The organism is Micromonospora noduli (assembly GCF_003264365.1).
Taxonomy (GTDB): Bacteria; Actinomycetota; Actinomycetes; order Mycobacteriales; family Micromonosporaceae; genus Micromonospora; species Micromonospora noduli.
Window position 1 is genome coordinate 84,101 of sequence record NZ_PYAK01000003.1, and the last position, 24,292, is coordinate 108,392.

Consider the following 24,292-nt stretch of genomic DNA (forward strand, 5'->3'; position numbering starts at 1 on the left):
CCGTGAATGCGACTGGTAGCGGGCGATCCAACGGTGTAATGCCCTCCCTTGCCTCTGATTTCCTCTGCCGTACTCCGTGCTGTCCGTCGGTGTCCGAGCCCCACGCGACTTCATGGCCCCAACACGTACGACGAACTCTTCTCACCTCGGGTGAAGCCCTGAACAAGCGTCGGCCCCACCCGCTGTCACACGCATTCCTGCGTACTAGCCAACTGCGGCAGATGTCTGCCGCCGAGCTGAGCAGGCCCTACAGGTTCCCTGGGCCCCACTCCTTCGCCCTCGTGCGGGGCGGCACCGTCAGCGTCTTTGTTTGCTCTGTTCTCGACCACAGGAACGTTAGTTGACGACGGTGCGAATGTCTAGCGCTTCGCTCATAGATTCTCTCCGAGGACGGAGATAGTCCTGTCGGTGCAGCCATCCGTGCGGCACAAGACCGCTGCGGTGATCCTCTGGACCGACGACCCGGACGGCAACCCGATCCAGATCGTCCAACAGCTCTAGAGCGTGGACTGGTGATGACAGTGCCGCAGCGGGGCGCCTACGTCGGCGAGTAGGCCCGCCACGACGCCCTGCTCGGCAGAAAGTGCCCGGCAGGTGTCTACGGACGGGCCGGCCGACGGCGTTAATAGGGCGTGACGTTCGAGGAGTACGCGTTCGCTCGCACTTCGGCGCTGGTGCGGCTCGCCCGGCTGCTGACCGGTGACGAGCACCGAGCCGAGGATCTGGTTCAGGATGTCCTCGCGCGGGCGTACGCCCGGTGGGGCCGCATCTCGCGGACGGACCGTCCCGATGCCTATGTCCGGCGCATGCTCGTCAACACCCACAACTCGTGGTGGCGTCGGCTCAGCAGCCGGGAGATCTCGGTTGCCGCGGTCCTCGATCGGGCGGGCGACGTGGACGAGGCCGCCGGGGTCGCCGAGCGCGACGCACTGTGGCGGTTGGTCTGTGCTCTGCCGGCGCGTCAGCGCACCGTGATCGTCCTGCGCTACTACGAGGATCTGGACGACACGTCGATCGCCGAGATCCTCGCCTGTTCGACCGGGACGGTACGCACACACGCGAGGCGGGCCCTGGCGGCGCTGCGTCAGCGTCAGGTTGCAGCAACCCACGCATGGGCAGGAGAGCTCTGATGTTCAGTGACCTCGATGAGCAGCTCGCCACCACGCTCAAGCATCGGGCGGGCGGCGACATCGATCCGACACCGATCGTGCAACAGGCCCGGCATCGCGGCCGGCGGTTGCGATGGCGGCGACGAGGACTGATCGCCGGTGGCGTGGCAGCGGCGTGTGCCGCTCTCACCTCGGTGGTTCTGGTGACCCCGGGCGTTCGGGGCACCGATGACCCGATCATGCCGGCCGCGGCGCTGATGCTGCCGGAGGCACAGAGCGATGGGACCGTACGCCCCGAGGAGGTCGGTGCCGATCCAACGACTGTGCACTTCTCGACCGACACGCTGGTCAGCGATGCCAGTTTCGCGTCGTGGCGCACCGGGCGCGGCATCGAGAGCGTCGAGTTCCGGGGCTCGACCGGTCAGGCCCGTTTCGTGTTGGCGCGCACCGAAGGGTTGCTGGACGGGCTCCAGCAGACGTTGTCCTCGCAGGGGCGACCGCAGGGACGGACCGAGGTGCGGGTCGGCGACCGCTCGGGGGTCGCCTGGTTCGATCCGTCCGGCGACCGGAAGCTGTGGTTCGTCCGCTGGCAACCCACCGACGGGCTCTGGGCCCAGGTGGACGTGTACGCGACCACCCGGGACGAGGCGGCCGGCACCGCGAGCCGGGTCCGGTTCAACGGTGCCCACCGCTGCGTCGTGCCGTTCCGCCTGGAGTCGCTGCCGCCCGACGGACGGCTGCTGGAGTGCTCGGTCACGCTCGGCCGGTCGGCGCGGGACTCCTTCGTCGAGGGCTCTCTGGTGGTCGGTGACGCATCCGGCCGTTGGCTGACCGTTCGGGCGCAACCCGCCCCGGCCGGCGACGACGCCCGGCGCGGAGATCTTGTCGCCGGGCCCTACCGGGCCCGCCGGCAAGGCAGTGACGTGCTGGAGATGGTGGTCAAGCCCTGCCACGTCGAGGCGTTCCGTAAGGGTTGGGGGAACGGCTACACCGAGGCGGAGGGCTTGGCGATCCTCGGCGGGTACCAGCCGGCCCGCGACCTCGACCGCCCGGACACCTGGTGACGCCACCGCATGGCGAGGGTGTGGTTCATGAGCTGCGGATCAGCCGAGCCGCGCGGTTGGGCCGGTGTCTTGTTCGGGGCCCAGGAGCAGGCGCTCCACCCCGGTGATCCGCAGCACCCGCTGGGTGATCCCCCCGGCGCCCCGGATCGAGAAGCGGGAGCCGACCTGGTCCGCCCGGTGCCGCGCCAGTAGGAGTACACGCACACCGGCGGCGCTGAAGAAGCCGACGCCGGTCAGGTCGCAACAGACTTCGGGATGACTGTCGATCGCGTTCATCAGGGCCGTGGCCAGGCGTGGGGCCGTGTCCATGTCGACGTACCCCACCGGGGCGACGACCATCCGGTCGGCCGAGATGGTCGCGGACAGGTTCGTGGGCTCGGTGTAGCGGGTCACCTGGAACGACGGCCCGGAGGAATCGAGGTCGAATCGGCCATCTCGCCGGCTGCCGGCGAGCGCCGCTGACGTGACCTGACCGAGGGTGACTGCCGTCGGGAATCTGTCGAAGTGGCTCTGGAAGAACCAGGAACGCTCAGTCATAGGAGCACACGCCTCCTGTTGAAATCCGTAACAGGATTGGCGCATGGCTTGACCAACCTCGACGATAACCGCCTGGACAGTCGGCCGCCACTCGGCGCGTCAGCTTCCGGCCGACCTCAGTCGGCGCTGCGCTGGCGGGCCGTCACCGTCCGGGGCACAGCAGCCGGTTGCCGAACGCTTACGGGAGGTTTCCGGACGTACCGCGATCACGCTTGAGACCCGGTGCCCGGGTGGTCCTCTCCACCAGGGCGGCAGCGACCTCCCGCACTTTGCGGTTGGAGTCCTGGGAAACCTTCGCGAGGACGGCGAACGCCTCGTCGGGGGTGCAGCGGCGTTCGCCCATGATGATGCCCTTGGCCTGCTCGATCACGGCCCGGCTCTGCATGGCCAACTGCATCTGCGCGGCCATGGTGGCGGTGGTGTCGTAGAGGTGGGCGTTGGCGAGGGCGACAGCGGCGTACCCCGCGAACGTCTCTGCGAGGGCGACCGCGTCGTCGTCGAAGGCACCCGCCTCGGCCCCGTAGATGTTCAGCGCACCGAGCACCGACTCCTGGATCGGGAACCCGATCGACAGTGAGCTGTGAGCTCCACCCTGCACGGCTTCGGCCGCCCACTGCGGCCAGCGGACCTCCTCGGACATGTCGGGGACGGACACGACGGCGGAGTCTCTGGCCGCCTCCAGACACGGACCCTCACCATGCTCGTACTGCAGCTCGTCGAGTCGCAGCGCCATCTCACCGCTGAACGCGGCGGTGTGCGCACCCTCCTGCTTCAGCAACGTCACCGACACCTCCTCGGCGCCCGGGATCGTTCGCCGTGCCAGCTCGGAGACCTGGGTCAACACTCCAGACAGGTCGGTCTCGCCGAGCTTGATCTGGCCGAGTTCGGAGATCGCCGCATTGGGATCAATGGGCTGCTGTGCCATGACTTCAAGGTCCTCGTGCCCGGGGCGCGTACCGGTTGCAGGAAGGCGACGGCAGCGCGCGTGGTGATGGCGCACCCGCGAGCACGGGGCGCCGCACGGACTCGCCAACCGAGCCCGGGCGCCCGCTGCTGGACGCTGACTGACCGACGCCCAGGCGTCGGCTGCGGCGACAACTATACGACGCGGAGTGGAACGTACCCGAGGCAGCCGGATCGGCTCGGGCGCTCTTGTTTGGCCCTGCGGACGGCGGGGCATCGTGCTCAGACAGCGTGAACACCGCGCCCCGGCTCGGAACGTGCCGATGTCAGCTCAGAAGCGTGCGAGCCGGGCCTCGACCGCACCGACAGCGGAGGTGGGAGGCACCGATGCCAGCAGGATCGAGCCCGAAGAGAGAACGACAGTACGAGCACATCAAGGAGAGCGCGCAAGAGCGGGGCGCCTCCGCCGGGCGGGCCAAGGAGATCGCGGCCCGCACTGTCAACAAGGAACGGGCCCGCTCGGGTGAGTCCCGAACGGCGAGCCGGTCCTCCCGGAACGACGTGTCGTCCGGGCACCGTGGCGGTAAGCGCTCCCACAGCGGCGCCCAGGGTCGCACCAAGGAGCAGCTGTACAACGAGGCGAAGCAACGCGGCATCAAGGGCCGCTCGTCGATGTCGAAGAGCGAGCTGGAGCGGGCCCTGTCGAAGTAGCCACCGGTCGGGCGTCGTGGACTCGCCGAGCCAGCTCAGACGGGCCCCAGCAGGGCGACAAGCGCGTCGTCGCCCTGGCCGAGCTGCGCAGCGCCCGTCGCTGGCGCGACCAGGAACCGGCGGCAGCCGTCGAGTTCCACGTACCGGTCGGGGCCTGCACCTTCGAGCGGGCGTAGCACCGCGAAGCGGGTCGCCGGGGTGGCACAGTCGACCACCGCCCGGCGATTGGACAGCGCCCGGAGCACGCCCGCCTGACGCTCGATCGGCAGCGGACCGCCGTACACGAAGTCGCCCGCGGGTTTCTCGCCTTCCTGAAGCGACGCGGGCACCTGGTAGACGCAGAGGCGCAGCGGCCCGGCTGCCGGCGGTAGCCCGGGCCCTGCCGGCCCGGGGTTACCGTTCCGGGTCTCCACCCACACCATGTCCGTCCACTGCTGCGCGCATCCGGCGGCCTCGGCGGCCGCGGATTCGATCTGCCGGATGGTACGGGTGCCCACAGTGGTCCACTGCGGCCCGGCCAGCGCGGCGATCACCTCGGCGCGAGGCTTGCCGCAGGAGTCCGTCGGGATCTGGGGCCGCAGCCAGCGTCCCCGGTCGTCCACCAGGGCCAACCACGGCGGGATGACCATCTCGAGGGTGCAGGCGACCTCCCCGCCGGTCTGCTCGCTGGGCAGGCGCAGCGCGGTGAGCAGCGGTGCGATCTGCTCGGCGCGTCGCTCGGTGGCGATCTGTTCCTGACCACCGTTGGGGCCCGGCCGAATCTCGCGCCCGCAGATCACGGCCGCGACCGCTGTGAACGCCGGGTCGATGCGACCGATCGTCGGCTCCTTCACGGTCGGCGGTGACGTCTCCGTGGTCGGCCCCGTGATCACCTCGCCCGCCCGGGGTGCCGCCTTCGCACAGGAGGTCCACCCGTCGACGATCTGGGCCGGACCGGGCGCCCTCGGATCGCCCGGCCCGATCGCCGTGCCACCACAGCCGCCCAGCGCCATGCCGAGCAGTGCCACCGCCAGTACCGTCCGGGACGAACGCATCCGGCTCACCACCTTCCACCCGGGGATGGGACGGACACCAGACGCGTCTGGTTCCGGCCGACCGGGCCGCAGCGTGACGCGGGTGACCGGTGGGGACGTCGCCGGCTGGGCCCGGGGCATCCGCCGGCAGAATGGCCGAATGGCACATCTGGGACTTGTCGCGCTGCTGGTAAGGGAGTACGACGAGGCGATCGACTTCTACGTCGGCGACCTCGGTTTCGAGCTGGTGGAGGACACCGCCCGACCGGACGGTTCACGCTGGGTGGTGGTCCGCCCGGCGGGGGCCCGGGAGACGGCAGTGCTGCTGGCCCGGCCGAGCAGCGCCGAGCAGCAGGCTCGGATCGGCGACCAGACCGGCGGCCGGGTCGGGCTGTTCCTCTACACCGAGGATTTCGCCCGGGACCATGCCCGGATGGTGACGGCCGGGGTGCGTTTTCTGGAGGAACCGCGGCACGAGGCGTACGGTTCGGTAGCGGTGTTTGTCGATATCTACGGCAACCGCTGGGACCTCCTCCAGCCCCGCAGCACAGAGTGACACATTAGCGACACTCCGCACGCAAAGGATCACCCCGTCACGGTCCACCATGCTATTGTCCGATGTCGATCTACGCCGCGTGGACCCGGACCGGGTCGTTGTCGGAAGGACACTTCCCGATGCCGGCCGTTGCCACCCCAACCGTGCCGCCGCCCACGCTGGACAACCCGGCCGGCGGGGCCCTGGGCCTCATCTTCACCACGTTGCCAGCGCTGCTGCGGCTGAGCTGCGGGCTGTTCGGCGCGGCGGTGGCCGTGTCGGTGCAGACCCCACCGGTGGAGCAGGCGGTGTTGCTGCCCGCTGTGGCAGTGCTGACCGGCTGGTCCCTGTGGTACGCGCACCGCGCGTTGCGCCACGGCATCGGCCCCGGCCTCGTCGCCGGTGACGTGGCGGTCACCGCGCTGACCTGCCTGCTCATCCCGGTGTTGGTGGCGCCCGAGGTGCTGCCCGGCGAGGGCAGTTGGATCGCCGTGCTGGCCAGCACCACGGTGATCAACACACAGGCCACGACCTCCGCGCGCTGGTCGATCCCGGCCGGGCTACTCGTGATAGCCACCTACGTGACCGGGGCGCAGGCCGCCGGCAACCCCACCGAAGCTCGGGCGCACGCGGCCACGCTACTGGCGCAGACCGCCTGCACGGCGATGATGGCGGCGGTCATGCGCCGACGCATCGGCCGGGCGGACCGCGCCTTCGTCGAACACCAGCGGATGACCCGGGAGGCGTTGGTCGCGCGCGCCGCCCGCGAGGCCGAACGCCAGCAGAACCGCGACCTGCACGACACCGTGCTCGGGACGCTGACCATGGTGGGGCTGGGCGCGGTGGCGGGGCCCTCGGTCGCCTTCCGGGACCGGTGCGCGGCGGACCTGCGTACCCTCGTCTCGCTCACCGACGCCGGCCCGGTGGCCGGCGACGGCCCGGTGCCGCTCGACGGGCGGTTGCGGTTGGTGGTCGGCCGGCTGCCCGAGCTTGCGGTACGGCTGGACCTGGCGTCCTGCGCCGTCCCGGTCGGGGTGGCCGACGCGATCAGCGAGAGCGCCTACGCGGCACTGTCCAACGTGGTCCGCCACGCGCCGGGCGCCGGGGCCACGCTGCGGTTGAGCCGCGACGCGATCGGCGTCGTGGTCGAGGTCGCCGACGACGGCCCCGGCTTCGACCTGGCCACCGTCCCACCGCACCGGTACGGCTTGCGCGAGTCGATCCGGGGCCGGATGGCGACGGTCGGTGGGCGGGCCGTCGTGCACTCGGCCGTCGGCACGGGCACCCGGATTCGACTGGAGTGGCCCGGTGTCGGCTGACCTGAACGCCCCGGCGCACCCCACCGACGCGTCGGAGACACCGAACCGCGCCAGTGTCTCGACACCCAGGGAGCCGGACTCCCCCGCAGCGTTCGCCGCGCCGGCCGCCGTGGCGCACGCGTCCGACCGGGGTGCCCGGATCGCCGCCGTCGCCATCGCGTTGGCCTGGCACGTCGCGATCGCGCTGCCGGCGGTGCTGTCCGCCCGCGCGGAGTTCGCCGCGCCAGCGGTGGTGCTCGGCGCCTGGATCCTGGTCGCCGTGACCGGCGCGGTGGCCGGGGTACGGCTGCTGCAAGGCTCGCCACTGCCGCCGTGGCCGCTGGCCGGGCTGCTGCTGGTCGTCGACGCGGCCGTCTTCGCCGCGGCCGGTGAGCGGCAGTTGTTCACCGCCGCCAACTGGGTGTGGGGCACGCTCGGGTGGTTCTTCGTGCTGGCGGTGTGGGGTCGGCGCGTCGTGGGCCTGATCGCGCTCCTCAGCACGCACGCGTTGATCGCCCTGGTCGCCGTGCTCGTGCACGGCCCCGATCCGGCCGACGTGGCCCGCTACGTGATGTACGTCTACGGCACGTTCTCCCTGCCGGTGGCGGTCTTCGTGGGCAGCACGGTCATCGTCGGCCTGGCTCGGGAACGGGCCGCCGTCTCGGCCGCCGGTCACGCGATGGCCGCGGAGCGGGATGCCGCCGAGCGGGGCCTTCGCGAACGCCGGGACCGGCTCGCCCTGGTCAGCTCGGCGGCCGGGCGGGTCCTCGGGGACCTGGCCGGCGGCCAGGCCGACCCGGACGACCCGGAGGTGCAGCGCCGGTGCATGCTGGCCGCCGCCCGGCTGCGCCGGCTGATCGCCGAGTCCGACGATGTGCCCGACCCGCTGTTGCACGAGTTGCGAGCCGCCGCCGACCTGGCGGAACGCAACGGCCTACCGATCGACCTGGTCACCATCGGCACCCCGCCGCCGCTGCCGGTGGAGGTCCGCCGCCGGCTGGCCGACCCGCTCACCGGCACCCTCGCCGACGCCCGGGGATGGGCGCGACTGACAGTGGTCTCCGGCCCGGACGAGGTGGTGGTCAGCCTCGTCACCCCGGACCGGGAGGGACCGGAGTCGACCGGCCCGCCCCCCGGGGAGCACGACGACGGGCCGGTGCAGTACCTCTACGAACGGGACGGGAACATCAGATGGGCGCAGACCCGGTGGCGGCGGTGACCGGCGATCGGCCGGTCGGGGTGGCGATCGTCGATGACCATCCGGTGGTGGTCGAGGGGGTCCGCGCCTGGCTCGCCACCGAGCCTCGTCTGACGGTGCTCGCCACCGGCGACGACCCGGACGCGGTGTTGCGGGCGGCGCCGCACGCCGATGTGATCCTGCTCGACCTGCGGCTGCACGGGCGGATGGCGTTGGACAAGTTGGCCGAGCTGAGCGCCGCCGGGCGGCGGGTGGTGGTCTATTCGGAGCACACCGACCCGCAGACGATGCTCGCCGCGCTGGACGCCGGGGCGGTGGCGTTCCTGGCCAAGCACGAGGGCCGGGAACACTGCGTGGAAACGGTGCTGGCCGCCGCGAGCGACCGCCCGTACGTGCCGCCGGCGCTGGCCGGTGCGATGGTCGGCGACCCGCGGCCGGACCGGCCGATGTTGTCCGACAAGGAGCGTGAGGCGCTGCTGCTCTGGTTCCAGTCGATGTCCAAGGCGTCGGTGGCTCGGCGGATGCAGATCAGCGAGCACACGGTGAAGCAGTACGTCGACCGGGCGCGGATCAAGTACACCCGGGCGGGGCGACCAGCCGCCACAAAGGCGGCACTGCTCGCCCGTGCGATCGAGGACGGTCTCGTCCGCCCGGAGGAGATCGGCATCTACCGGTCACAGGCGACACACGACCGGCCGACCCCCTAACAGGCGTCATGACAGGGGCACTCCGGTCCGGAAGGCTTCAGTACACAGCCAGCTGACCGGAAGGTCGTGACGATGCACGCCGACGCGTCCCCCTTCTTCATCGGTCCCCACCGGTTCGACGCCCCCGACGACGACGTGGGCCCGACCCTGGACCGCCGCTACAACCTGCGACCGATGCCCGGCGAACGGTTGCTCGGGCGACACCGGCTGCTGGTCGCGGGCTACCTGCTCGGGCCGAGCGAGGTGCGACGCCGTTGGCAGTTGCCCGAGCCGGTCGCGGTGACCGTCACCGACCAGCGGATCTGCTGGGTGGGCAGTGGCTCGCAGCTGTCGCTGGTCGCCGACGGCACGCACCGGGCCCGACCGCCGGCTCGACTGAACGGCCTGATGAGCGGTCAGATCCGCTGGCAGTGGCCGTCCCGGTTGGAGCTGCCGACGAGCGCGCCGGACGCCCCGGCGCAGTTGCTGATCGTCTGCGACGCGCTGCGCACCATTCAGCAGCCGGCGTTGGCCCTCAGCGGAACGACCGCCGAGGTCGTGGCGCTGGCGCGGCAGGTTCGCCGGGCGGTGGCCATGTTCCGGCTCAACCGTCCACAACTGGTCGACCTTTCGGCCCAGGAGCGCGACGTGCTGCTGCTGCGGGCCGGCCCCGGTCTGCTCGCCGGCGACACCCGGGTCACGCTGCCCGGCTCGTTGCCGGTGGAGTTCCACTCCCGGGACGACTACTACCGTTCGCGACCGGATCCGACCTCGTGGGGCGGGCTCGCAGGCGGCGCAGCATCCGGGGATCGGTGAAGCCGACAGCCCGCGCGGCGGCTTCCACTGTGGCGCCGTGCCCGATCAGGTGCTCGGCCCGTTCCACCCGGAGCAGCTGCTGGTAGCCGAGCGGAGTGAGGCCGGTGCTCGCCCGGAAGAGTCGGGTCAGGGTTCGTTCGGCCACACCGCCAGCGGCGGCCAGTTCGGCCAGCGGCAGGGGCTCGGCATACCGGCTGTCGATCAGATCCTGCACCCGGTGCACCGAATCAGACAGGTGTGAGCGGTGCCGCATCAACGCGCTGGCCTGCGGCTCGTGCCCGTTGCGGCGGGCGTAGACGACCAGCGTGCGGGCGATCTTCGCGGCGGTCGCCGGGCCGTGCCGGGTCGCCACCAGGTGCAGCGCCACGTCGATGCCACTGGCGATGCCCGCCGAGGTGACCACCCGGTCGTCCACCACGTACAGCACGTCGCGGACAACCTGGGCCGCCGGGTGCCGGCGGGCCAGGTCGTCCTGCACCTCGTGGTGGGTGGTGCAGCGTCGGCCGTCGAGCAGCCCGGCCCGCCCGAGCGCGTACGCCCCGGCGCAGACACTGGCCACCGCGCCACCGGCCGCGTGGTGCTCGGCGAGCCGCCGCAGATCGCCGGGCGACACCGGCCCCTGCGGCCCGTGCGCCGCCGGCCGCCAACCGGGCACGATCACCAGGTCGTCCGGGGCCAGCTGGGGCCACCGGGTGTCGGCGACCAGCGGTACGCCCTGCACTGTGGGCACCTGCTCGCGCTCCGCGACGTAGTGCAGTTGATAGTCGTACCCGAGGTCGGCGGCGCTGGAGAAGACCTGAGCCGGCCCGGCGAGGTCCAGCAGGTGCAGCTGCGGGACCAGCAGGAAGACGACCCGGGTCACGACGTCAGCCCCGGCTGCCGGCGAATGTCGCGCCGGTGACCTCGTCCACGGTGCGGATGGTCGCGAAGCGGCCGGCCAGCGCGTACTCGGTGCGGGTCACGATCTCCTCGTTCGTCAGGGTGCGCGGGTCAGCGAGGATCTCCGCGACCGTGGCGGTCTCCGGCAGGTCCCGGTGCGGGATGGGGAAGGTCAGCGTGGCGTCGGTGACGAAGGTCATCAGGTAGCCGAGGTCCGCGCCGACCCGGGTGGTGGTCTCCACGCACTGCTCGGTGCGGATGCCGCAGACGGTGATGTCGGTGATGCCCGCCTGGGTGAGCTGTTGCTGGAGGTTCGTGGTGGTGAACGCGTTGTGCGCGGTCTTGACCAGCGTCGGCTCACCCTCGGCGGGGACCAACCCGTCGATCAGCCGGACGTACCCGCGGGCGGGGTCGAACAACCCGCCCGTGCCAGGCTCCGAGTGCAGGACCCAGACCACCAGGTCGCCGCGCTGCCGGGCGGCAGCCACCAGCCGGTCGACCTGGCGGATCATGTCGGGGTTGGAGCCGTACGCCCAGATCGGGCGCTGACGGAAGGACTCTTGCACGTCGATCACGACGAGTGCTGCTCTGCTCATGACGTCGATCCTGGTCGGACGGCGTTCGCGCCGGCAGACACCATTCTGTCCGGGTGCGGAACGATCCGGCCAACTGGCGTCAGGCGCTGGGGGCGCGGTGCTCGGCGGCGGCGTCCAGAGCGGCGGCCTCCTCCGGTGTGGGCGCGCTGCCGCCCAGGTGCGCGGGCTGCCACCAGGTGTCGTCCGGGCCGGCGGGAGTGTCCGGATAATCCCGCTGCGCCCGGTCGACGAGGGCGCTGAGGCGGGTGGTCAGCTCGGCGGCCAGCACGTTCGGGTCCGGGAAGTCCGCCGGGTCGATCGGCTCGCCGATCAGGATGGTGATCGGCGTGTGCCGACGGGTCAGAGTGCGCGGGCGGCCCTTGGTCCAGAGGCGCTGGGTGCCCCACAACGCGACCGGCAGCACCGGCACCTTCGCCGAGCGGGCCATCCGGACCGTGCCGCTCTTGAGCTCCTTCACTGTGAACGACCGGCTGATCGTCGCCTCGGGGAAGACGCCGACGACCTCGCCCTGCTTGAGAGCGCCCACGGCGGCGCGGAACGAGGCCGCGCCGGCCTGCCGGTCCACCGGAATGTGCCGCATCCCGCGCATCAGCGGGCCGGAGATCTTGTGCGTGAAGACCGAATCCTTTGCCATGAAGCGGACCAGCCGGCCCGACGCGTTCGCGCCCAGACCGGCGAAGATGAAGTCGAGGTAGCTGACGTGGTTGCTGGCCAGCACCGCCCCGCCCGTGCGGGGTACGTGGTGGGCGCCCTCGATGGTGATCTTCAGGTCGAGGACCCGGAACAGCGTCTTGGCGGCGGCGATAACGGGCGGGTACACGAGCTCCGGCATTCGCAGAATCTACCCTGACCGGCTGGGGATCGGCTGGGTGGAGAACCGGCGGCGACGCGGGTGGCGCGCCACCGCCGGTTCGGCGGTCGAGCGTGTCAGTCGGCGAGCTTGTTCAGGTCCATTCGGCCCCGGGCGAACGCGTCCACCCGACCCCACCGACCGGGGATGTCCAGCACCTCGATGCGACCCATCCCCACCGGCAGCCGTGGCTCGACCGCCAGGTGACCCTCGTGCGGCTCCAGGCCGAGCATGGTGCGTAGCAGCAACAGCGGCGTACCGGTCGACCAGGCCTGCGGACTGCACGCCGTCGGGTACTCCACCGGGAACTTGGTCAGCTCCCGCGGATAGCCGCCGAACGCCTCCGGCAACCGGCCGTCGAAGTACGTGGCCGCGTCCAGGATGCCGTTGGCGATGGTCGCGGCCTCCTCGGCGAAGCCGTAACGGCGCAGGCCCCAGGCGATGAACGAGTTGTCGAACGGCCAGATCGTGCCGTTGTGGTAGCCGATGGGGTTGTAGCGGGCCTCCCCCTCGGCGAGGGTGCGCACCCCCCAGCCGGAGAAGAGCCGCGGCCCGACCAGGTGCGCGGCGAGCTTCTCCGCCCGCTCGGGTTCGACGATCCCGCTCCACAGCAGGTGGCCGATGTTGGAGCTGAGGATGTCGCACTGCCGGCCGTCCGGGTCCAGGGCCAGGGCGAAGTACTCGCCGTCGTCCACCCACCAGTCCCGGTTGAACCGCTCCTTCAGCTCTGCCGCCTCCCGCTCCAACTGGTCGGCGAACTCCGGGTCACCCCAGAACTCCCGCGCCAACCGGGCGGCGCGGACCTTCGCGTCGTACGCGTACCCCTGCACCTCGCAGGTGGCCCGTGGGAACGGTGGCAGCGTGCCGTCGGAGTAGGAGATCGAGTCCCAGGAGTCCTTCCAGCACTGGTTCTCCAGGCCGGTGTCGGTGTTGCGTCGCTCGTACCAGATGTAGCCGGTGCCGACCAGGTCGGCGTAGTTGTCGATCCACCTCAGCGCGGCCCGGGACTCCTGCTCCAACTCCTTGACCAGCGCGACGTCACCGCTCCACCGCTCGTACTCGTCGAGCAGCACGATGAACAGTGGCGTCGCGTCGACCGAGCCGTAGTACGGCGAGTGTGGCTGCTCCTCGAAGGCCGCGGTCTCGCCGTAGCGCATCTCGTGCAGGATGCGGCCCGGGTCCTCGTCCCGGAAGTCGTCGAACCGGCTGCCCTGCAGGGACGCCAGGATGCGCAGGGTCGTCTTCGACAGCTGCGGGGTGAACGGCAGTGTCTGCAGGCAGGTGAGGATGCTGTCCCGGCCGAACATGGTCATGAACCAGGGCAGACCGGCGGCGGGCAGGGTGGCGCCGCCCAGCGACAGCGGCGAGAAGCGCAGCGCCGCCAGGTCGATCAGACTGCGCCGGTACGTGCTGGCCACCCGGCCGTGCTCACTGTTGACCTTGGGTGCGTCGGCGATCCACTTCTCCAGGTCGTGTTGGAGAGCGAGCCGCTCGGTGCCGTGCTGGCGCAGCCCGAACCGCAGGTCCCGGCCGCCGGGCCCGACCGCGTGGGTCTGGACGTCGATCGAGGCATCCCACTGCTCGTTGGGCTCCAGGTGCACTGTGTACGCGAAGCCTCTGCTGTCGTAGCGGGCCGACATCGACGACGAGATGATCGTCTCCCGACGGAAGTTCCCCCGCCGGTACCCCAGCCGCAGCCGGTCCGACTCCACCTCGGTGTAGATCTCGCCCTTCTTGTTCAGGATCTCGTCCTTGACCTGGAACAGGTCGGCGAAGTCGGACGCCGCGTCCATCCGTACTTCCAGGTCGACCGGCTTCTCGTCGTGGTTGAGGATGGTCAGCTGCTCACAGAAGCTGCCGCCCACCGTGCGCTCCCGAATGATCGACAGCTTCGCGTCCACGTAGTGCGTGGCCATCCCCGGGACCAGAAAGAATCGCGACTCGAAGTACTGCAGGTCGTCGTAGGAGAGCGAGTTGAGTCGCTCGCCGTTGACGGTCAGCACCCAGGTCGACAGGAACCGGGTGTCGATGGAGAAGAGCCCGGTGGGCTCGCTCGGCGTCGCCTCGATGTCACCGGTGTCCTCGCAGACGACGAACGTGTTGCCGTCCAGGATCCGGATCGTGTTGCTCTGCCCCATCAGTGCACCTCCCCGGCGAATCGCCGACGCGGTCCACGGGCGTCCGGGGAACCCGGGAAGACCCGCTCCACCTGTACGACGAGACGCGCGTCGCCCGACACCGTCATGTCCCCCCGCAACAGCGCGGCCAAGCCGTGCTCGCGCCCCGAGGCGATGTCGTCGAAGAGGACCGGGCTCGCGCCGATCACCGTGTCGGCCTCCTGGTCCTCCTGACTCACATTCAGCCGGCCGTGGTCGATCCTCAGCAGCCAGTGCCGGGTCTGCGCCCCCTCGTGCAGGTCGATCCGCAGCGTCCCGGAGGTCTTGGCCAGCAGGGGTTCGTACCCCCGCCGGTCCAGGTCCTCGAAGAACCTCGTGGTCGCGTCCACCATCGGGTCCACTCCTCCCAGTTGCCGGGCCGGGGATCCCACCCACCGCGCTCGCGTCGCACGGACGGCCGGCGTTGCACGTCCCCGCACGGGTCCCCGCCGCTCCCCCGGTCAACCTCGCCCAATTCGGGTGACCCGCCCTGTCCCACCCCCGCCCCGCCCCGCGCCGGTGATCAAGAGCTTTGCGTCATCGCTTCCGGCGTGTCGTGACGCGAAGCTCTTGATCACCGAAGGGGTGGAGACGCCACAGCGCCGGCCCTCCCGGATGGGAGAGCCGGCGCGTGCCGCGGCGGACGGGTCAGTTGTTCGGGTCGTCGGCGCTGATGTCGGCCAGGACCGACTGCGGTTCGCGCTCTACCGCGAGGTCACCCATCGACACCAGGCCGATCAGGCGCCCGTCGTCGATCACCGGAAGTCGGCGTACGGCGTACGTCCGCATCAGGTCCGCGGCGGCCACAGCATCGTCGTACTGACTCACCGTGATCACGTCGCGAGTGGTGATCTGGCTCAACCGGGTCGAGCCCGGGTCCATGTTCTCCGCGACACCTCGGACCGTGATGTCCCGGTCCGTGACGATGCCGACCACACTGTCGCCGTCGGTCACCACCACATCGCCGATCGCACTGTCACGCATCTCCTGCGCGGCGGCGATGAGCGTGTCGTTGCCGTCCATCGTCACCAACCGGGTCGTCATGAACTCTCCGACCGTTGTCATGGTGCTCCCCTCTCGGTGTCGGCACGGCCCGTCTACCCGCCGCCGGGGAGGGGGTAACGCATACGGCCCCGGCCTATCGACGCGGGTGCCGCAGGCGCCGCAGTTCGTAGAGGCCGCTGCTGGTCAGGCTGTAGAACGCCGGCAGCAGCAGGAAGATCACCAGCGCGAACAGCGGGCCGGTGAAGAATCCGACGAGGATCGCCAGCGCGTAGCCCAGGAGGCCGATCGCGGCCCGGGCCCGTTCGGCCGGGAAGAACCGAAGCGGCACCGTCTGGTCCAGCAGATCGTGGTGCCGGGCGAGGTAGTGGTACAGCCCCAGCCAGCTCACCGAGACCAGGACGCCGACCAGACCGTAGACGACGACGCCGGTCCGCTGGTCCGCCTGGTCGCCGTCCCGCATGGCCTGCGAGACGACCGAGGTGGCGAACGGCAGCAGCGCGGTGCTGAACAGCACTGCGAGGTTGTACCACTGGAGGGCCTTTCCGCTGTTCTCCACCCGGTTGAAGGCGGCTCGGTGGTTCAGCCAGCCCACCGCCACGTACACGTACGACGTGACATAGGCGAGGTACGCCGGCCACTGCTCGACCAGCGCGTGCAGTAGCTGACCGCGGCCGACCCGAGGCGGCTGGAGGTCGAGCACCAGCAGCGTGATGATGATGGCGAAGACCCCGTCGCTGAACGACAGCAGCCGGGAGGTTTCCCGCCGCAGGGTCGGGCCCGCGGGGCCGGTCTCGTCGCTGCTCGTGCCGGCGCCCATCGCCCACTCCCTCCCCGACGTCCCGCAACGGCAAAGCAGGGCGGTATACCCGGCGACGGGCGGCACACCCACCTACCGGCGGCGCGCACCGGCTCCGCTGCCTACCGTGGGCGGATGATGACGGGCGAGGAGGAGCTGCGGGAACTGGTTTCCGGCAGCGATTGGCTGACCCGGGCGCTGACAGTGGTGCGTGATTCCGGGCTGCCGGACGCCTGGATCGGCGCGGGCGCCCTGCGCGACCTGGTGTGGGGCGAGCGGTACGGCGACGGGTTCGACCCGGCGCGGGTCCGCGACGTGGACGTTGTCTTCTTCGACCCGGCGAGGCTGACCCGCGCCGACGACGACCGGGCCACCGCCCGGCTGGCGGGGATGTGGCCGCAGCCGCCGTGGCAGGCGCGCAACCAGGCGGCGGTGCACACCTGGTACGCGGCGAAGTTCGGCGGTGACCCGATCGAGCCGTACCGAAGCGTGGCCGAGGCGGTCGCCACCTGGCCGGAGTACGCGACAGCGGTGGCCGTCCGCCTGGACCCGACCGGCCGGCTCAAGGTCTGCGCCCCGTACGGCCTGACGGACCTGCTGGCCGGGGTGTGGCGACACAACCCGGCCCGGGTGGACGTGGCCCGGTCGCGGCAGCGGTTGGCACGGCACCGGCCGGCGCAGCGTTGGCCCGGCGTGACAGTGATCGAGCCGGGCTGATCGGCTGTGGGCGGGTCAGCCTCGGGGCGGCATCCCGTAGAGCCGCTCGACGTGCAGGCGTAGCACGATCCGCCCCTCGTCGACCATGGCCTGGCGGTACTCGTCCCAGTCGGGGTGTTCGCCGCTCAGCCCCCGGTAGAGCGCCACCAACTCCTCGACAGTCTCGTCGCCGAGTTGGGTGGCCGGCGGGGTCAGTTCGGCGCGACCCTCGACCACCGCGTACGCCCAGCCGTCCTCGCTGCTGACGTGGAAGCTGGCACGCGGGTCGCGGCGCAGGTTGGCGGTCTTGGCCCGGCCGTCGGTGACCGAGACCCGGATCAGGCCCGCGTCCCGGTCGAAGGAGTAGAGCACCGTGGACAGCTGCGGACGCCCGTCCCGCTTGATGGTGGCGAGCACGCCCATCGAGCGGCCGGCCACCAGATCGGTCAACGCCTGCTGGGTGCGGTCATCCGGCATGGTGTCCTCCAGGTTGGACGATCGTCTCCGACCCATCCAAGCACGACCTGCCGGCCGCCGCGGGCGACCACCCGGAACGGCAGGCGACCACCCGGAACGGCAGGCGACCACCCGGAACGGCAGGCGACCACCCGGAACGGCACCGAGCCCTCGCCGACGGACGGCGAGGGCTCGGTGAGAATTCGACAGCGCCGGTCAGCGGCGCTCGGCGGCGACCAGCTCGGCGAGTTGCACCGCGTTCAGCGCGGCGCCCTTGCGCAGGTTGTCGTTGGAGCAGAACAGCGCCAGCCCGTACTCGACGGTCTCGTCGGCGCGGATCCGGCCCACGTAGGTCGGGTCCTGGCCGGCGGCCTGCAACGGCGTCGGGACGTCGGTCAGTGCCACCCCGGGCGCGTCGGCCAGCAGTTCGTGGGCGCGCTGCGGGGTGAGCGGCCGGGCGAACCGGGCGTTGATCTGGAGCGAGTGGCCGGTGAAGACCGGCACCCGGACACAGGTGCCGGACACCTTCAGGTCGGGGATCTCCAGGATCTTGCGGCTCTCGTTGCGGAGCTTCTGCTCCTCGTCGGTCTCGAACGAGCCGTCGTCGACGATCGAACCGGCCAGCGGGAGGACGTTGAAGGCGATCGGCTGAGTGAACGAGCGGGGCGCGGGGAACTCCACGGCCGACCCGTCGAAAGCAAGCCCGGCGGCGTGCTCGGCCACCTTGCGGACCTGCTCGTCCAGCTCGGCGACGCCGGCCAGCCCGGCGCCGGAGACCGCCTGGTAGGTGGAGACGACCAGGCCGATCAGGCCAGCTTCGGCGTGCAGCGGACGCAGCACCGGCATCGCGGCCATCGTGGTGCAGTTGGGGTTGGCGATGATGCCCTTGGGCCGGTCCAGGGCGGCGTGCGGGTTGACCTCGGCGACCACCAGCGGCACCTGCGGGTCCATCCGGAACGCCGACGAGTTGTCGATCACCACGGCGCCGGCCTCGGCGACCCGTGGCGCCAACTCCCGGGCCGTGCCCTTACCGGCCGAGAAGAGCACGATGTCCAGCTCGGAGTAGTCCGCGGTCGCGGCGTCCTCGACTGTCACCTCACCGTCGCGCCACGGCAGCGTACGCCCGGCGGACCGCGCCGAGGCGAACAACCGCACCTGCTCCGCTGGGAACTCCCGCTCCGCCAGCACCTGCCGCATCACGCCACCGACCTGGCCGGTGGCCCCCACAATGCCGATCCTCATGCCCGCGAGGCTACCGACCCCACCCCCGAAACCGGGACCCCTTTCCCACCCCCCGGGTCCCACCTCACACCCCGCCCTACAGCTGTCGATCAAGAGATCTGCGTCAGGAACCGTGCTCCGGATGACGCAAACCTCTTGATCAACGGCGTTTGTCGGGGGGGCGGAGGGTCAGGGGGGTCAGGGGAGGAGATCTCCCAGGGCGGTGGCCTCCAGGTCGTCGCGGATCACTGCGGCGTCGCCCTCGATGACCAGGGTCAGGGCTTCCGGGTGCAGGTGGGTGGCTGCCGCCGCGGAGACCTGGTCCACGTCGGCGGAGAGCAGCGACTCGCGCAACCGCGCGTGGTAGTCGTCCGGCAGGTCGTGCACCACCAGGGTGGTCAGCGCGGAGGCGATCGCCCGAGGGCTCTGCAACTCGACCGAGAGCTGCCCGGCCCGCCAGGAGCGGGCCACCTCCAGCTCCTCCTCGGTCACCCCGGTGGCCTGGGTACGGGTGATCTCGCCCACCGCCTCGACCAGGGCCGGGGCGGTGACCGCCGTCTGCACGCCGGAACTGACAGCGAAACGACCGAACCGCCGCGACGCGGCGAAATCGCCCCGGATGCCGTAGGTGTAGCCGTGCACCTCCCGCAGCAGGTGGTTGAGTCGGGAGGTGAACGCCCCGCCGAGCACCGTGCCGGCGAGCGTCATCGGCACGTAATCGGGGTGCGCCCGGTGTGGCGACGGGTGGCCCAGCCGCAGCGTGGACTGCACCGAGCCGGGCCGGTCCACCAGGATGATCCGACGACCGCTGTGCAGCGGCACCTCGATGGGGCCACCCCGCTCGGCGGGACCACCACCGGTGCCGGCGAACGCCGCAGCGGCCAGCGCGTCCAGGTCGATCCGGTCCAGGTCACCGGCGACGATCAGGGTGCCGGGGCGCAGGAACCACTCCGAGTGGAAGACCGTCACGTCCTCCACGTCCAACCCGGCGACCGACTCCGGGTCGCCGTGCATCGGCCGTCCCCAGCGGTTCTGCGCGCCGAACAGGTCGGCGCGCAACGCGGCGTCGGCCCGCGGGCCGGGGTTGGCCCAGTCCATCCGGAGCGCGGTCGCCTCGTCGTCGCGGACCCGGCGTACGTCGGCGGGGTCGAGCCGGGGCGTCCGGACCGCCTCGGCGAGCAGTTCCACGGCCGCGCTCAGCCGGTCCACCGGGATCACCACGCTGGCCTGGAACGAGTCCCAGTCCAGACCGGTCGACAAAGCGGTGCCGAGCCCTTCGACGGCGAGCGCGTACGCGGCGGCGTCCCGCTGCGCGGTCCCCTCCTCCAACGCCTTGGCCAGCACGCCGGACAGACCCTCCTTGCCGACCGGCTCCTGGCCCGCGCCCACGTCGAGCAGCAGCAGGGCCACGGCGAGGTTCTGCCCCGGCAGGTGCGCGGCGACGACCTGACCACCGGCCGCGGCGCGGCGGACCACCGGCGGGAACCGGTACGGGCGGGCGGCACCCGGGCCGGGACGGTCGGCGATCAGCGTCATGAGGTCTCCTCGGGCAGGTAGGTCAGGGTCACCCGGTCGGTGGCGAGCACGTCGGCGGCGGCCTCGGCGATCTGCTCGGCGGTGACCGCGAGCAGGGCCGGCAACTGCTCGGCGATGCGGGCCGGGTCACCGAACTGCGTGGCGTACCGGCCGAGCAGGTCCGCGCGGCCGTCGACGGTGGACAGCTGACGCCACCACCCGGTGCTGAGCAACGCCTTGGCCCGATCCAGCTCGGCGGCGGTGACCGGCACGGTGGCCAGCTCGTCGACGACCTCGGCCAGCCCCTCGGCCAGCCGCTCGGCGCTCACCCCGGGGCGGGCGGTGGCGGTGGCGATCAGCGGTGCCGGGGCATGGGCGAGGTCCACCCCGTACGCCCCGACCAGGTCCGGTTGCGCGATCCGCTCGCCGTCGGCGAGGCGCTGGTAGAGCCGGCTGCCCCGGCCGCTGCCCAGGATGGTGGCGAGCACGGTGATCACGTTGTATCCCGGGCTGCCGAACGGGTAGCTGCGGTGGGCGATGTAGACCCGTGGCGCGGGCACGTCGGCGCTCACCGACTCGACGGCCGTCTGCCCGGTGGCGGGGACGCTGCGGCCGTCCGGTGCCGGCGGGATGTCGTCGCGGGCGGGCAGCGCGCCGAAGTACTTGTCGGCGAGCGCGAACACGTCGGAGGCGGTGGCGTCGCCGACCACGGTGAGCACCGCGTTGTTCGGCGCGTAGTAGGTCTGGTGGAACGCCTGGAAGGTGGCCAGGTCGGCGGCGTTCAGGTCGGCCATCGAGCCGATCGTCGCGTGGTGGTAGGGGTGCCCCGGCGGGTAGAGCAGCGGCAGCAACCGCAGCCAGGCGTCGCCGTACGGCACGTTCTCGTAGCGCTGCCGGCGCTCGTTCTTCACCACGTCCCGCTGGTTGTCCAGCGTCTCCTGGGTGAGGGCGGGGACCAGGCCGCCCATCCGGTCGGCCTCCAACCAGAGCGCCAGCTCCAGGTGCTCGGCCGGGACCGTCTCGAAGTAGTTGGTCCGGTCCGGGTTGGTGGTGGCGTTGAGCGAGCCGCCGGAGCCCTGGATCAGCTTCATGTGCTCGGTCTTCGCCACGTTCACCGAGCCCTCGAACATCAGGTGCTCGAAGAGGTGGGCGAAACCGGTCTGCCCGGCCGGCTCGTGCCGGGAGCCGACGTCGTACCAGAGGTTGACGGCCACGGCGGGCGCGGTGCGATCCTCACTCACCACCACGCGCAGGCCGTTGTCCAGTCGGGACGTCTGAATGGGCCAGGGGTAACCGCTGTCGGGCATGCCCCCGACGCTATCCGATCTCGGAGGCGGAAAGGTGACGTGCTGTCGGTCGGCGAGCCGACCCGGGCGGCATCGGAGCCGCCGCGTGGGGTACCGGAGAGCAATGACCGTCACCCCGCCTCCGTCCCGGTCCGCCGGCCGGGCCGCCACCGCCGTCGTACGCGCCAGCACCGCACTCGGCCGGCTGCGCCGCGGCCGGCTGCTGCATCCGGCCGGTCGCTCGTTCGTCGGCGAGACGGTGATCTGGGGTACGCCCGGACCGCCCACCGGGGTCGCTCTGCTGGACCACCCCGGCCGGTACCGGACCACCATCCGGCTCTCCAAGGGGACGCCCACGCCCGGCAGTTGGCCCGATGTCCTGGGTCTCGCGCTGCGCCTGCACCGCGACGGAGGCCAGCCGTTCGACCTGTTGGTCAGCTCCAGCGGCGCGGCCCCGGTGCTGCGGAACCTGCCGCTGCCCCGACGTCGCTTCACCGGCACGTACAGCACGATCACGTACTACCGCGCGGGTCGGCGCCGCCTCTGGCTGGCCGCCCTGGCCGACCCCGACTCGGCCGACCTCGGCCGCAGCCTGGCCACGGCGGCCGCCGTGACCCGGACGGACACCCCGCGCCTGGTGCTCGCGGTCGCGTCGGCGGTGGGGCCGTGGCGGCTGGTCGGGCAGGTCAGCCTCGGCACCCAGCTCAGCGCCGCGGAGGACGCGGCGCTCGCGTTCGACCCGGTGCGCAACCTGCCACCCGAACTGCGGGTGGCAGGTCCGCTGGCCTGGCTGCGGGACCAGACCTACCGGGGGTCGCGCCGGGCCCGCGGGGCGACCGCTCAGTCCGGAGGTTCGACCGCCACCACGGTCTGATCCGAGGTACGACGCTCCAGCACCGTGTCCGGTGCGGCGTTCTGGTCCGCTTCGCGGATGTCCGAATCGGCGAGGATGGCCTCCGCCTGCGCCTCCGGGTCGTCGCTGCCCACCGCCTCCTCCTCGGGCAGGAGGTGGTGCGCGCGGGACTCCACCCGCTCCTGATCGCTCTGCTCGTGTGTCATGGCACCCCTGTTACCCCGACCGCGCCCCCGGCACGCGATCTCCCGCTCCGCATCTTGGGACGACAGGACGGGTGACCGCGTCCGGTCGGGTACGCTGGCCCGGTGACGCGTTCCTATCGATGGTTTAGGCAGCCGGCTCGCACGCCGGTGACTTCACCATGAACTGACGTCACCACGGACCGAGCCGGCTGGGCAGGAGCTGTCGTTCCTGCCCTTTTGCGTACGAGCAGCCGGCTCGTCCCGGGCACCGGCCCCGGGCACGGTCGGCGGAAGGATGCCCACCGTGACGACCCCGGAGACCGATCGGGTCAGCGATCAGCGGATCGACCGTGTCGTGCCGCTGACCACGCCCGCCCTGCTGCACCACGAGTTACCCCTGGACGCTCCGCTCGCGTCGGCCGTGTTGACCGGCCGCCGCGCGGTCGGTCGCGTTCTGGACCGCGAGGACGACCGCCTGCTGGTGGTGGTCGGTCCCTGCTCGGTGCATGACCCGGCCGCCGCCCTGGACTACGCGCAGCGTCTTCGGACGGCAGCCGACCGGCTCGCCGACGACCTGCTGATCGTCATGCGGGTCTACTTCGAGAAGCCGCGCTCCACCGTTGGTTGGAAGGGCCTGATCAACGACCCCGGCCTGGACGGCAGCGGGGACGTCAACACCGGTCTGCGGCTGGCCCGGGCGCTGCTGCTCGACGTGCTCCGCCTCGGTCTGCCGGTGGGTTGCGAGTTCCTCGACCCGATCACCCCGCAGTACATCGCGGACACGGTGGCCTGGGGCGCGATCGGTGCCCGCACCGTGGAGAGCCAGGTGCACCGCCAGCTCGCCTCCGGCCTGTCCATGCCGATCGGCATGAAGAACCGCCCGGACGGCAGCATCGGCACGGCCGTGGACGCGATCCGCGCCGCCGGTGTGCCGCACGTCTTCCCCGGCATCGACTTCTCCGGCACTCCGGCGATCATGCACACCCGGGGCAACACCGACGGGCACCTGGTGTTGCGCGGTGGGGGCGGCCGACCGAACTACGACGCCGAGTCGGTCGCCGGGGCACTCGACCTGCTCCGCGCCGCCGACCTGCCGGAGCGGCTGGTGATCGACGCCAGTCACGCCAACAGCGGCAAGGACCACCGCAACCAGCCGCTGGTCGCCGCGGACGTGGCCGCCCAACTGGCCGCCGGCCAGCGGGGGATCACCGGCGTGATGCTGGAGTCGTTCCTGCTGCCCGGTCGGCAGGAGCTCGACCCGACCCGGGAGCTGGAGTACGGCCGGTCGGTCACCGACGCCTGCCTGGGCTGGGACGACACCGCCGAGGTGCTCGACCACCTCGCCTCGGCCGTGCGGGCCCGTCGGGCCATCCTGCCGACGACGGTGTGACCGCCGACACCACCACCTGCGGAACACGAGCGGGGGTCGGCTCGTTGACTGGGGTGTCGGTGTGTCCAGTGTCCCCGGGCCTCACCTAAATAGCCTTCGCGGAATACCGTCCGGCTGGAGCCGCGTAGTGCCACTCGCCGAGAGGCGACCTGCACACCGACACCAGCGCCGCCCCCGGCCCACAAGGCCGGGGGCGGCGCTGTCTGTATTCGGCGAACCCCACGGACCCGACCGAGAGCGCAGGCCGCCCGGGGTGACGTTTGACCGATTCCGCCCCGGGTAGCTGATCGACGTGACCGACGACGCATCCGTGGCCGACGAGCCGGACACCCAGGCCCTCGACGACCTGCTCGACGACATCTTCCGGGCGCAGGAGCGGGTCACCCAGGCGGAGATCTATCGCCGGGCGGTGGCCGCCGAGCTTCCACCGGACCTGCTCGCCCGCATCGACGCGCTTCCCGAGGGCGAGTACGCGGTGGACGAGGCCAGCGACCTGCTGGGCGGTTCCATCGGCTGAGCGACCTGGGCGGCACCATCG

General features: G+C 71.5%; 27 protein-coding genes. 12 read left to right on the forward strand and 15 right to left on the reverse strand.

The features are described 5' to 3' along the window. Positions 1 to 632 precede the first annotated feature (632 nt). Positions 633 to 1,130, forward strand: coding sequence for a SigE family RNA polymerase sigma factor (locus GUI43_RS03355; RefSeq protein WP_112584109.1), 498 nt, complete (start codon positions 633 to 635; stop codon positions 1,128 to 1,130). After that, positions 1,130 to 2,173, forward strand: coding sequence for a hypothetical protein (locus GUI43_RS03360; RefSeq protein WP_112697966.1), 1,044 nt, complete (start codon positions 1,130 to 1,132; stop codon positions 2,171 to 2,173). Before GUI43_RS03355 ends, GUI43_RS03360 begins: the two co-directional genes overlap by 1 nt. A gap of 39 nt (positions 2,174 to 2,212) precedes the next feature. Here GUI43_RS03360 and GUI43_RS03365 read toward each other — a convergent pair whose 3' ends face one another. Together GUI43_RS03365 and GUI43_RS03370 are read right to left on the reverse strand one after the other, a co-directional pair. Continuing rightward, on the reverse strand, positions 2,213 to 2,710 hold the full coding sequence (locus tag GUI43_RS03365; protein WP_167457762.1) for an STAS domain-containing protein: 498 nt from the start codon (positions 2,708 to 2,710) through the stop codon (positions 2,213 to 2,215). Positions 2,711 to 2,888: 178 nt separating this feature from the next. Beyond that, the gene (locus tag GUI43_RS03370) at positions 2,889 to 3,635 is read right to left on the reverse strand and encodes a GAF and ANTAR domain-containing protein (protein WP_112697967.1); all 747 of its coding nucleotides are present in this window, start codon (positions 3,633 to 3,635) and stop codon (positions 2,889 to 2,891) included. A gap of 365 nt (positions 3,636 to 4,000) precedes the next feature. On the opposite strand from GUI43_RS03370, the gene GUI43_RS03375 reads away from it, so the two are divergent. Next, positions 4,001 to 4,324, forward strand: a complete 324-nt coding sequence (locus GUI43_RS03375; RefSeq protein WP_112584105.1) for a plasmid stabilization protein — start codon at positions 4,001 to 4,003, stop codon at positions 4,322 to 4,324. Between the two features lie 35 nt (positions 4,325 to 4,359). Here the strand turns inward: GUI43_RS03375 and GUI43_RS03380 are convergent, their stop codons facing one another. Next, a complete protein-coding gene (locus GUI43_RS03380; RefSeq protein WP_146763066.1) occupies positions 4,360 to 5,358 on the reverse strand; it encodes a hypothetical protein in 999 nt (332 codons plus the stop codon). Between the two features lie 139 nt (positions 5,359 to 5,497). Between GUI43_RS03380 and GUI43_RS03385 the strand changes: the two genes are divergently transcribed. The 5 genes from GUI43_RS03385 (at position 5,498) to GUI43_RS03405 (ending at position 9,870) form a co-directional block, all read left to right on the forward strand. Beyond that, a complete protein-coding gene (locus GUI43_RS03385; RefSeq protein ID WP_112698025.1) occupies positions 5,498 to 5,893 on the forward strand; it encodes a VOC family protein in 396 nt (131 codons plus the stop codon). Between the two features lie 119 nt (positions 5,894 to 6,012). Further along, positions 6,013 to 7,191, forward strand: coding sequence for a sensor histidine kinase (locus tag GUI43_RS03390; RefSeq protein WP_112584169.1), 1,179 nt, complete (start codon positions 6,013 to 6,015; stop codon positions 7,189 to 7,191). Then, a complete protein-coding gene (locus GUI43_RS03395) occupies positions 7,181 to 8,389 on the forward strand; it encodes a hypothetical protein (protein WP_181541883.1) in 1,209 nt (402 codons plus the stop codon). Before GUI43_RS03390 ends, GUI43_RS03395 begins: the two co-directional genes overlap by 11 nt. Further along, complete coding sequence (locus GUI43_RS03400) at positions 8,362 to 9,075, forward strand: response regulator (RefSeq protein ID WP_091405585.1); 714 nt, start codon at positions 8,362 to 8,364, stop codon at positions 9,073 to 9,075. The genes GUI43_RS03395 and GUI43_RS03400 overlap by 28 nt, the downstream gene beginning before the upstream one ends. A gap of 72 nt (positions 9,076 to 9,147) precedes the next feature. Then, entirely contained in the window at positions 9,148 to 9,870 is a 723-nt protein-coding gene (locus tag GUI43_RS03405) for a hypothetical protein (protein WP_146765856.1), read from the forward strand. On the opposite strand, the gene GUI43_RS03410 is transcribed toward GUI43_RS03405, so the two are convergent. From GUI43_RS03410 to GUI43_RS03440, 7 genes are all read right to left on the reverse strand, one after another. Next, positions 9,752 to 10,732 carry a GlxA family transcriptional regulator gene (locus tag GUI43_RS03410; RefSeq protein WP_112697969.1) on the reverse strand — a complete coding sequence of 327 codons (981 nt, stop codon included), beginning with the start codon at positions 10,730 to 10,732 and terminating at the stop codon, positions 9,752 to 9,754. The genes GUI43_RS03405 and GUI43_RS03410 overlap by 119 nt on opposite strands. Positions 10,733 to 10,736: 4 nt before the next feature. Then, positions 10,737 to 11,345 carry an isochorismatase family protein gene (locus GUI43_RS03415; RefSeq protein ID WP_181518419.1) on the reverse strand — a complete coding sequence of 203 codons (609 nt, stop codon included), beginning with the start codon at positions 11,343 to 11,345 and terminating at the stop codon, positions 10,737 to 10,739. A gap of 79 nt (positions 11,346 to 11,424) precedes the next feature. Beyond that, positions 11,425 to 12,177 (reverse strand): lysophospholipid acyltransferase family protein, encoded by a 753-nt coding sequence (locus GUI43_RS03420; protein WP_112584101.1) that lies wholly within the window; start codon positions 12,175 to 12,177, stop codon positions 11,425 to 11,427. Positions 12,178 to 12,272: 95 nt separating this feature from the next. Beyond that, positions 12,273 to 14,333 carry an amylo-alpha-1,6-glucosidase gene (locus GUI43_RS03425; protein WP_112601405.1) on the reverse strand — a complete coding sequence of 687 codons (2,061 nt, stop codon included), beginning with the start codon at positions 14,331 to 14,333 and terminating at the stop codon, positions 12,273 to 12,275. After that, positions 14,333 to 14,704, reverse strand: a complete 372-nt coding sequence (locus GUI43_RS03430) for an SCP2 sterol-binding domain-containing protein (protein ID WP_112698026.1) — start codon at positions 14,702 to 14,704, stop codon at positions 14,333 to 14,335. Before GUI43_RS03430 ends, GUI43_RS03425 begins: the two co-directional genes overlap by 1 nt. Positions 14,705 to 14,999: 295 nt before the next feature. Beyond that, positions 15,000 to 15,416, reverse strand: a complete 417-nt coding sequence (locus tag GUI43_RS03435; RefSeq protein ID WP_091405600.1) for a CBS domain-containing protein — start codon at positions 15,414 to 15,416, stop codon at positions 15,000 to 15,002. Positions 15,417 to 15,489: 73 nt separating this feature from the next. Beyond that, positions 15,490 to 16,173: a TMEM175 family protein gene (locus tag GUI43_RS03440; RefSeq protein WP_112584098.1), complete on the reverse strand. Its 684-nt coding sequence runs from the start codon at positions 16,171 to 16,173 to the stop codon at positions 15,490 to 15,492. A gap of 114 nt (positions 16,174 to 16,287) precedes the next feature. Here GUI43_RS03440 and GUI43_RS03445 point away from each other — a divergent pair, with 114 nt between their 5' ends. Beyond that, positions 16,288 to 16,869, forward strand: coding sequence for a nucleotidyltransferase family protein (locus tag GUI43_RS03445; RefSeq protein ID WP_112697970.1), 582 nt, complete (start codon positions 16,288 to 16,290; stop codon positions 16,867 to 16,869). A gap of 15 nt (positions 16,870 to 16,884) precedes the next feature. Here GUI43_RS03445 and GUI43_RS03450 read toward each other — a convergent pair whose 3' ends face one another. The 4 genes from GUI43_RS03450 to GUI43_RS03465 form a co-directional block, all read right to left on the reverse strand. Then, positions 16,885 to 17,325, reverse strand: a complete 441-nt coding sequence (locus GUI43_RS03450; protein ID WP_030488140.1) for a PPOX class F420-dependent oxidoreductase — start codon at positions 17,323 to 17,325, stop codon at positions 16,885 to 16,887. A 195-nt stretch (positions 17,326 to 17,520) separates the two neighbouring features. Next, positions 17,521 to 18,546, reverse strand: a complete 1,026-nt coding sequence (locus GUI43_RS03455) for an aspartate-semialdehyde dehydrogenase (RefSeq protein WP_112697971.1) — start codon at positions 18,544 to 18,546, stop codon at positions 17,521 to 17,523. Between the two features lie 177 nt (positions 18,547 to 18,723). Further along, positions 18,724 to 20,061: a M16 family metallopeptidase gene (locus tag GUI43_RS03460; protein WP_112584094.1), complete on the reverse strand. Its 1,338-nt coding sequence runs from the start codon at positions 20,059 to 20,061 to the stop codon at positions 18,724 to 18,726. Next, the gene (locus tag GUI43_RS03465; protein WP_112584093.1) at positions 20,058 to 21,347 is read right to left on the reverse strand and encodes a M16 family metallopeptidase; all 1,290 of its coding nucleotides are present in this window, start codon (positions 21,345 to 21,347) and stop codon (positions 20,058 to 20,060) included. The genes GUI43_RS03460 and GUI43_RS03465 overlap by 4 nt, the downstream gene beginning before the upstream one ends. A gap of 103 nt (positions 21,348 to 21,450) precedes the next feature. Here GUI43_RS03465 and GUI43_RS03470 point away from each other — a divergent pair, with 103 nt between their 5' ends. Then, a complete protein-coding gene (locus GUI43_RS03470; RefSeq protein ID WP_112697972.1) occupies positions 21,451 to 22,200 on the forward strand; it encodes a phosphodiesterase in 750 nt (249 codons plus the stop codon). Here GUI43_RS03470 and GUI43_RS03475 read toward each other — a convergent pair. Further along, a complete protein-coding gene (locus GUI43_RS03475) occupies positions 22,167 to 22,385 on the reverse strand; it encodes a hypothetical protein (protein WP_091405628.1) in 219 nt (72 codons plus the stop codon). The genes GUI43_RS03470 and GUI43_RS03475 overlap by 34 nt on opposite strands. Positions 22,386 to 22,659: 274 nt before the next feature. On the opposite strand from GUI43_RS03475, the gene GUI43_RS03480 reads away from it, so the two are divergent. Both GUI43_RS03480 and GUI43_RS03485 read left to right on the forward strand, forming a co-directional pair. Then, positions 22,660 to 23,754, forward strand: coding sequence for a 3-deoxy-7-phosphoheptulonate synthase (locus GUI43_RS03480; RefSeq protein ID WP_112601399.1), 1,095 nt, complete (start codon positions 22,660 to 22,662; stop codon positions 23,752 to 23,754). A gap of 283 nt (positions 23,755 to 24,037) precedes the next feature. Beyond that, positions 24,038 to 24,271 (forward strand): hypothetical protein, encoded by a 234-nt coding sequence (locus tag GUI43_RS03485; protein ID WP_238410902.1) that lies wholly within the window; start codon positions 24,038 to 24,040, stop codon positions 24,269 to 24,271. The last annotated feature ends 21 nt before the right edge of the window (positions 24,272 to 24,292 follow it).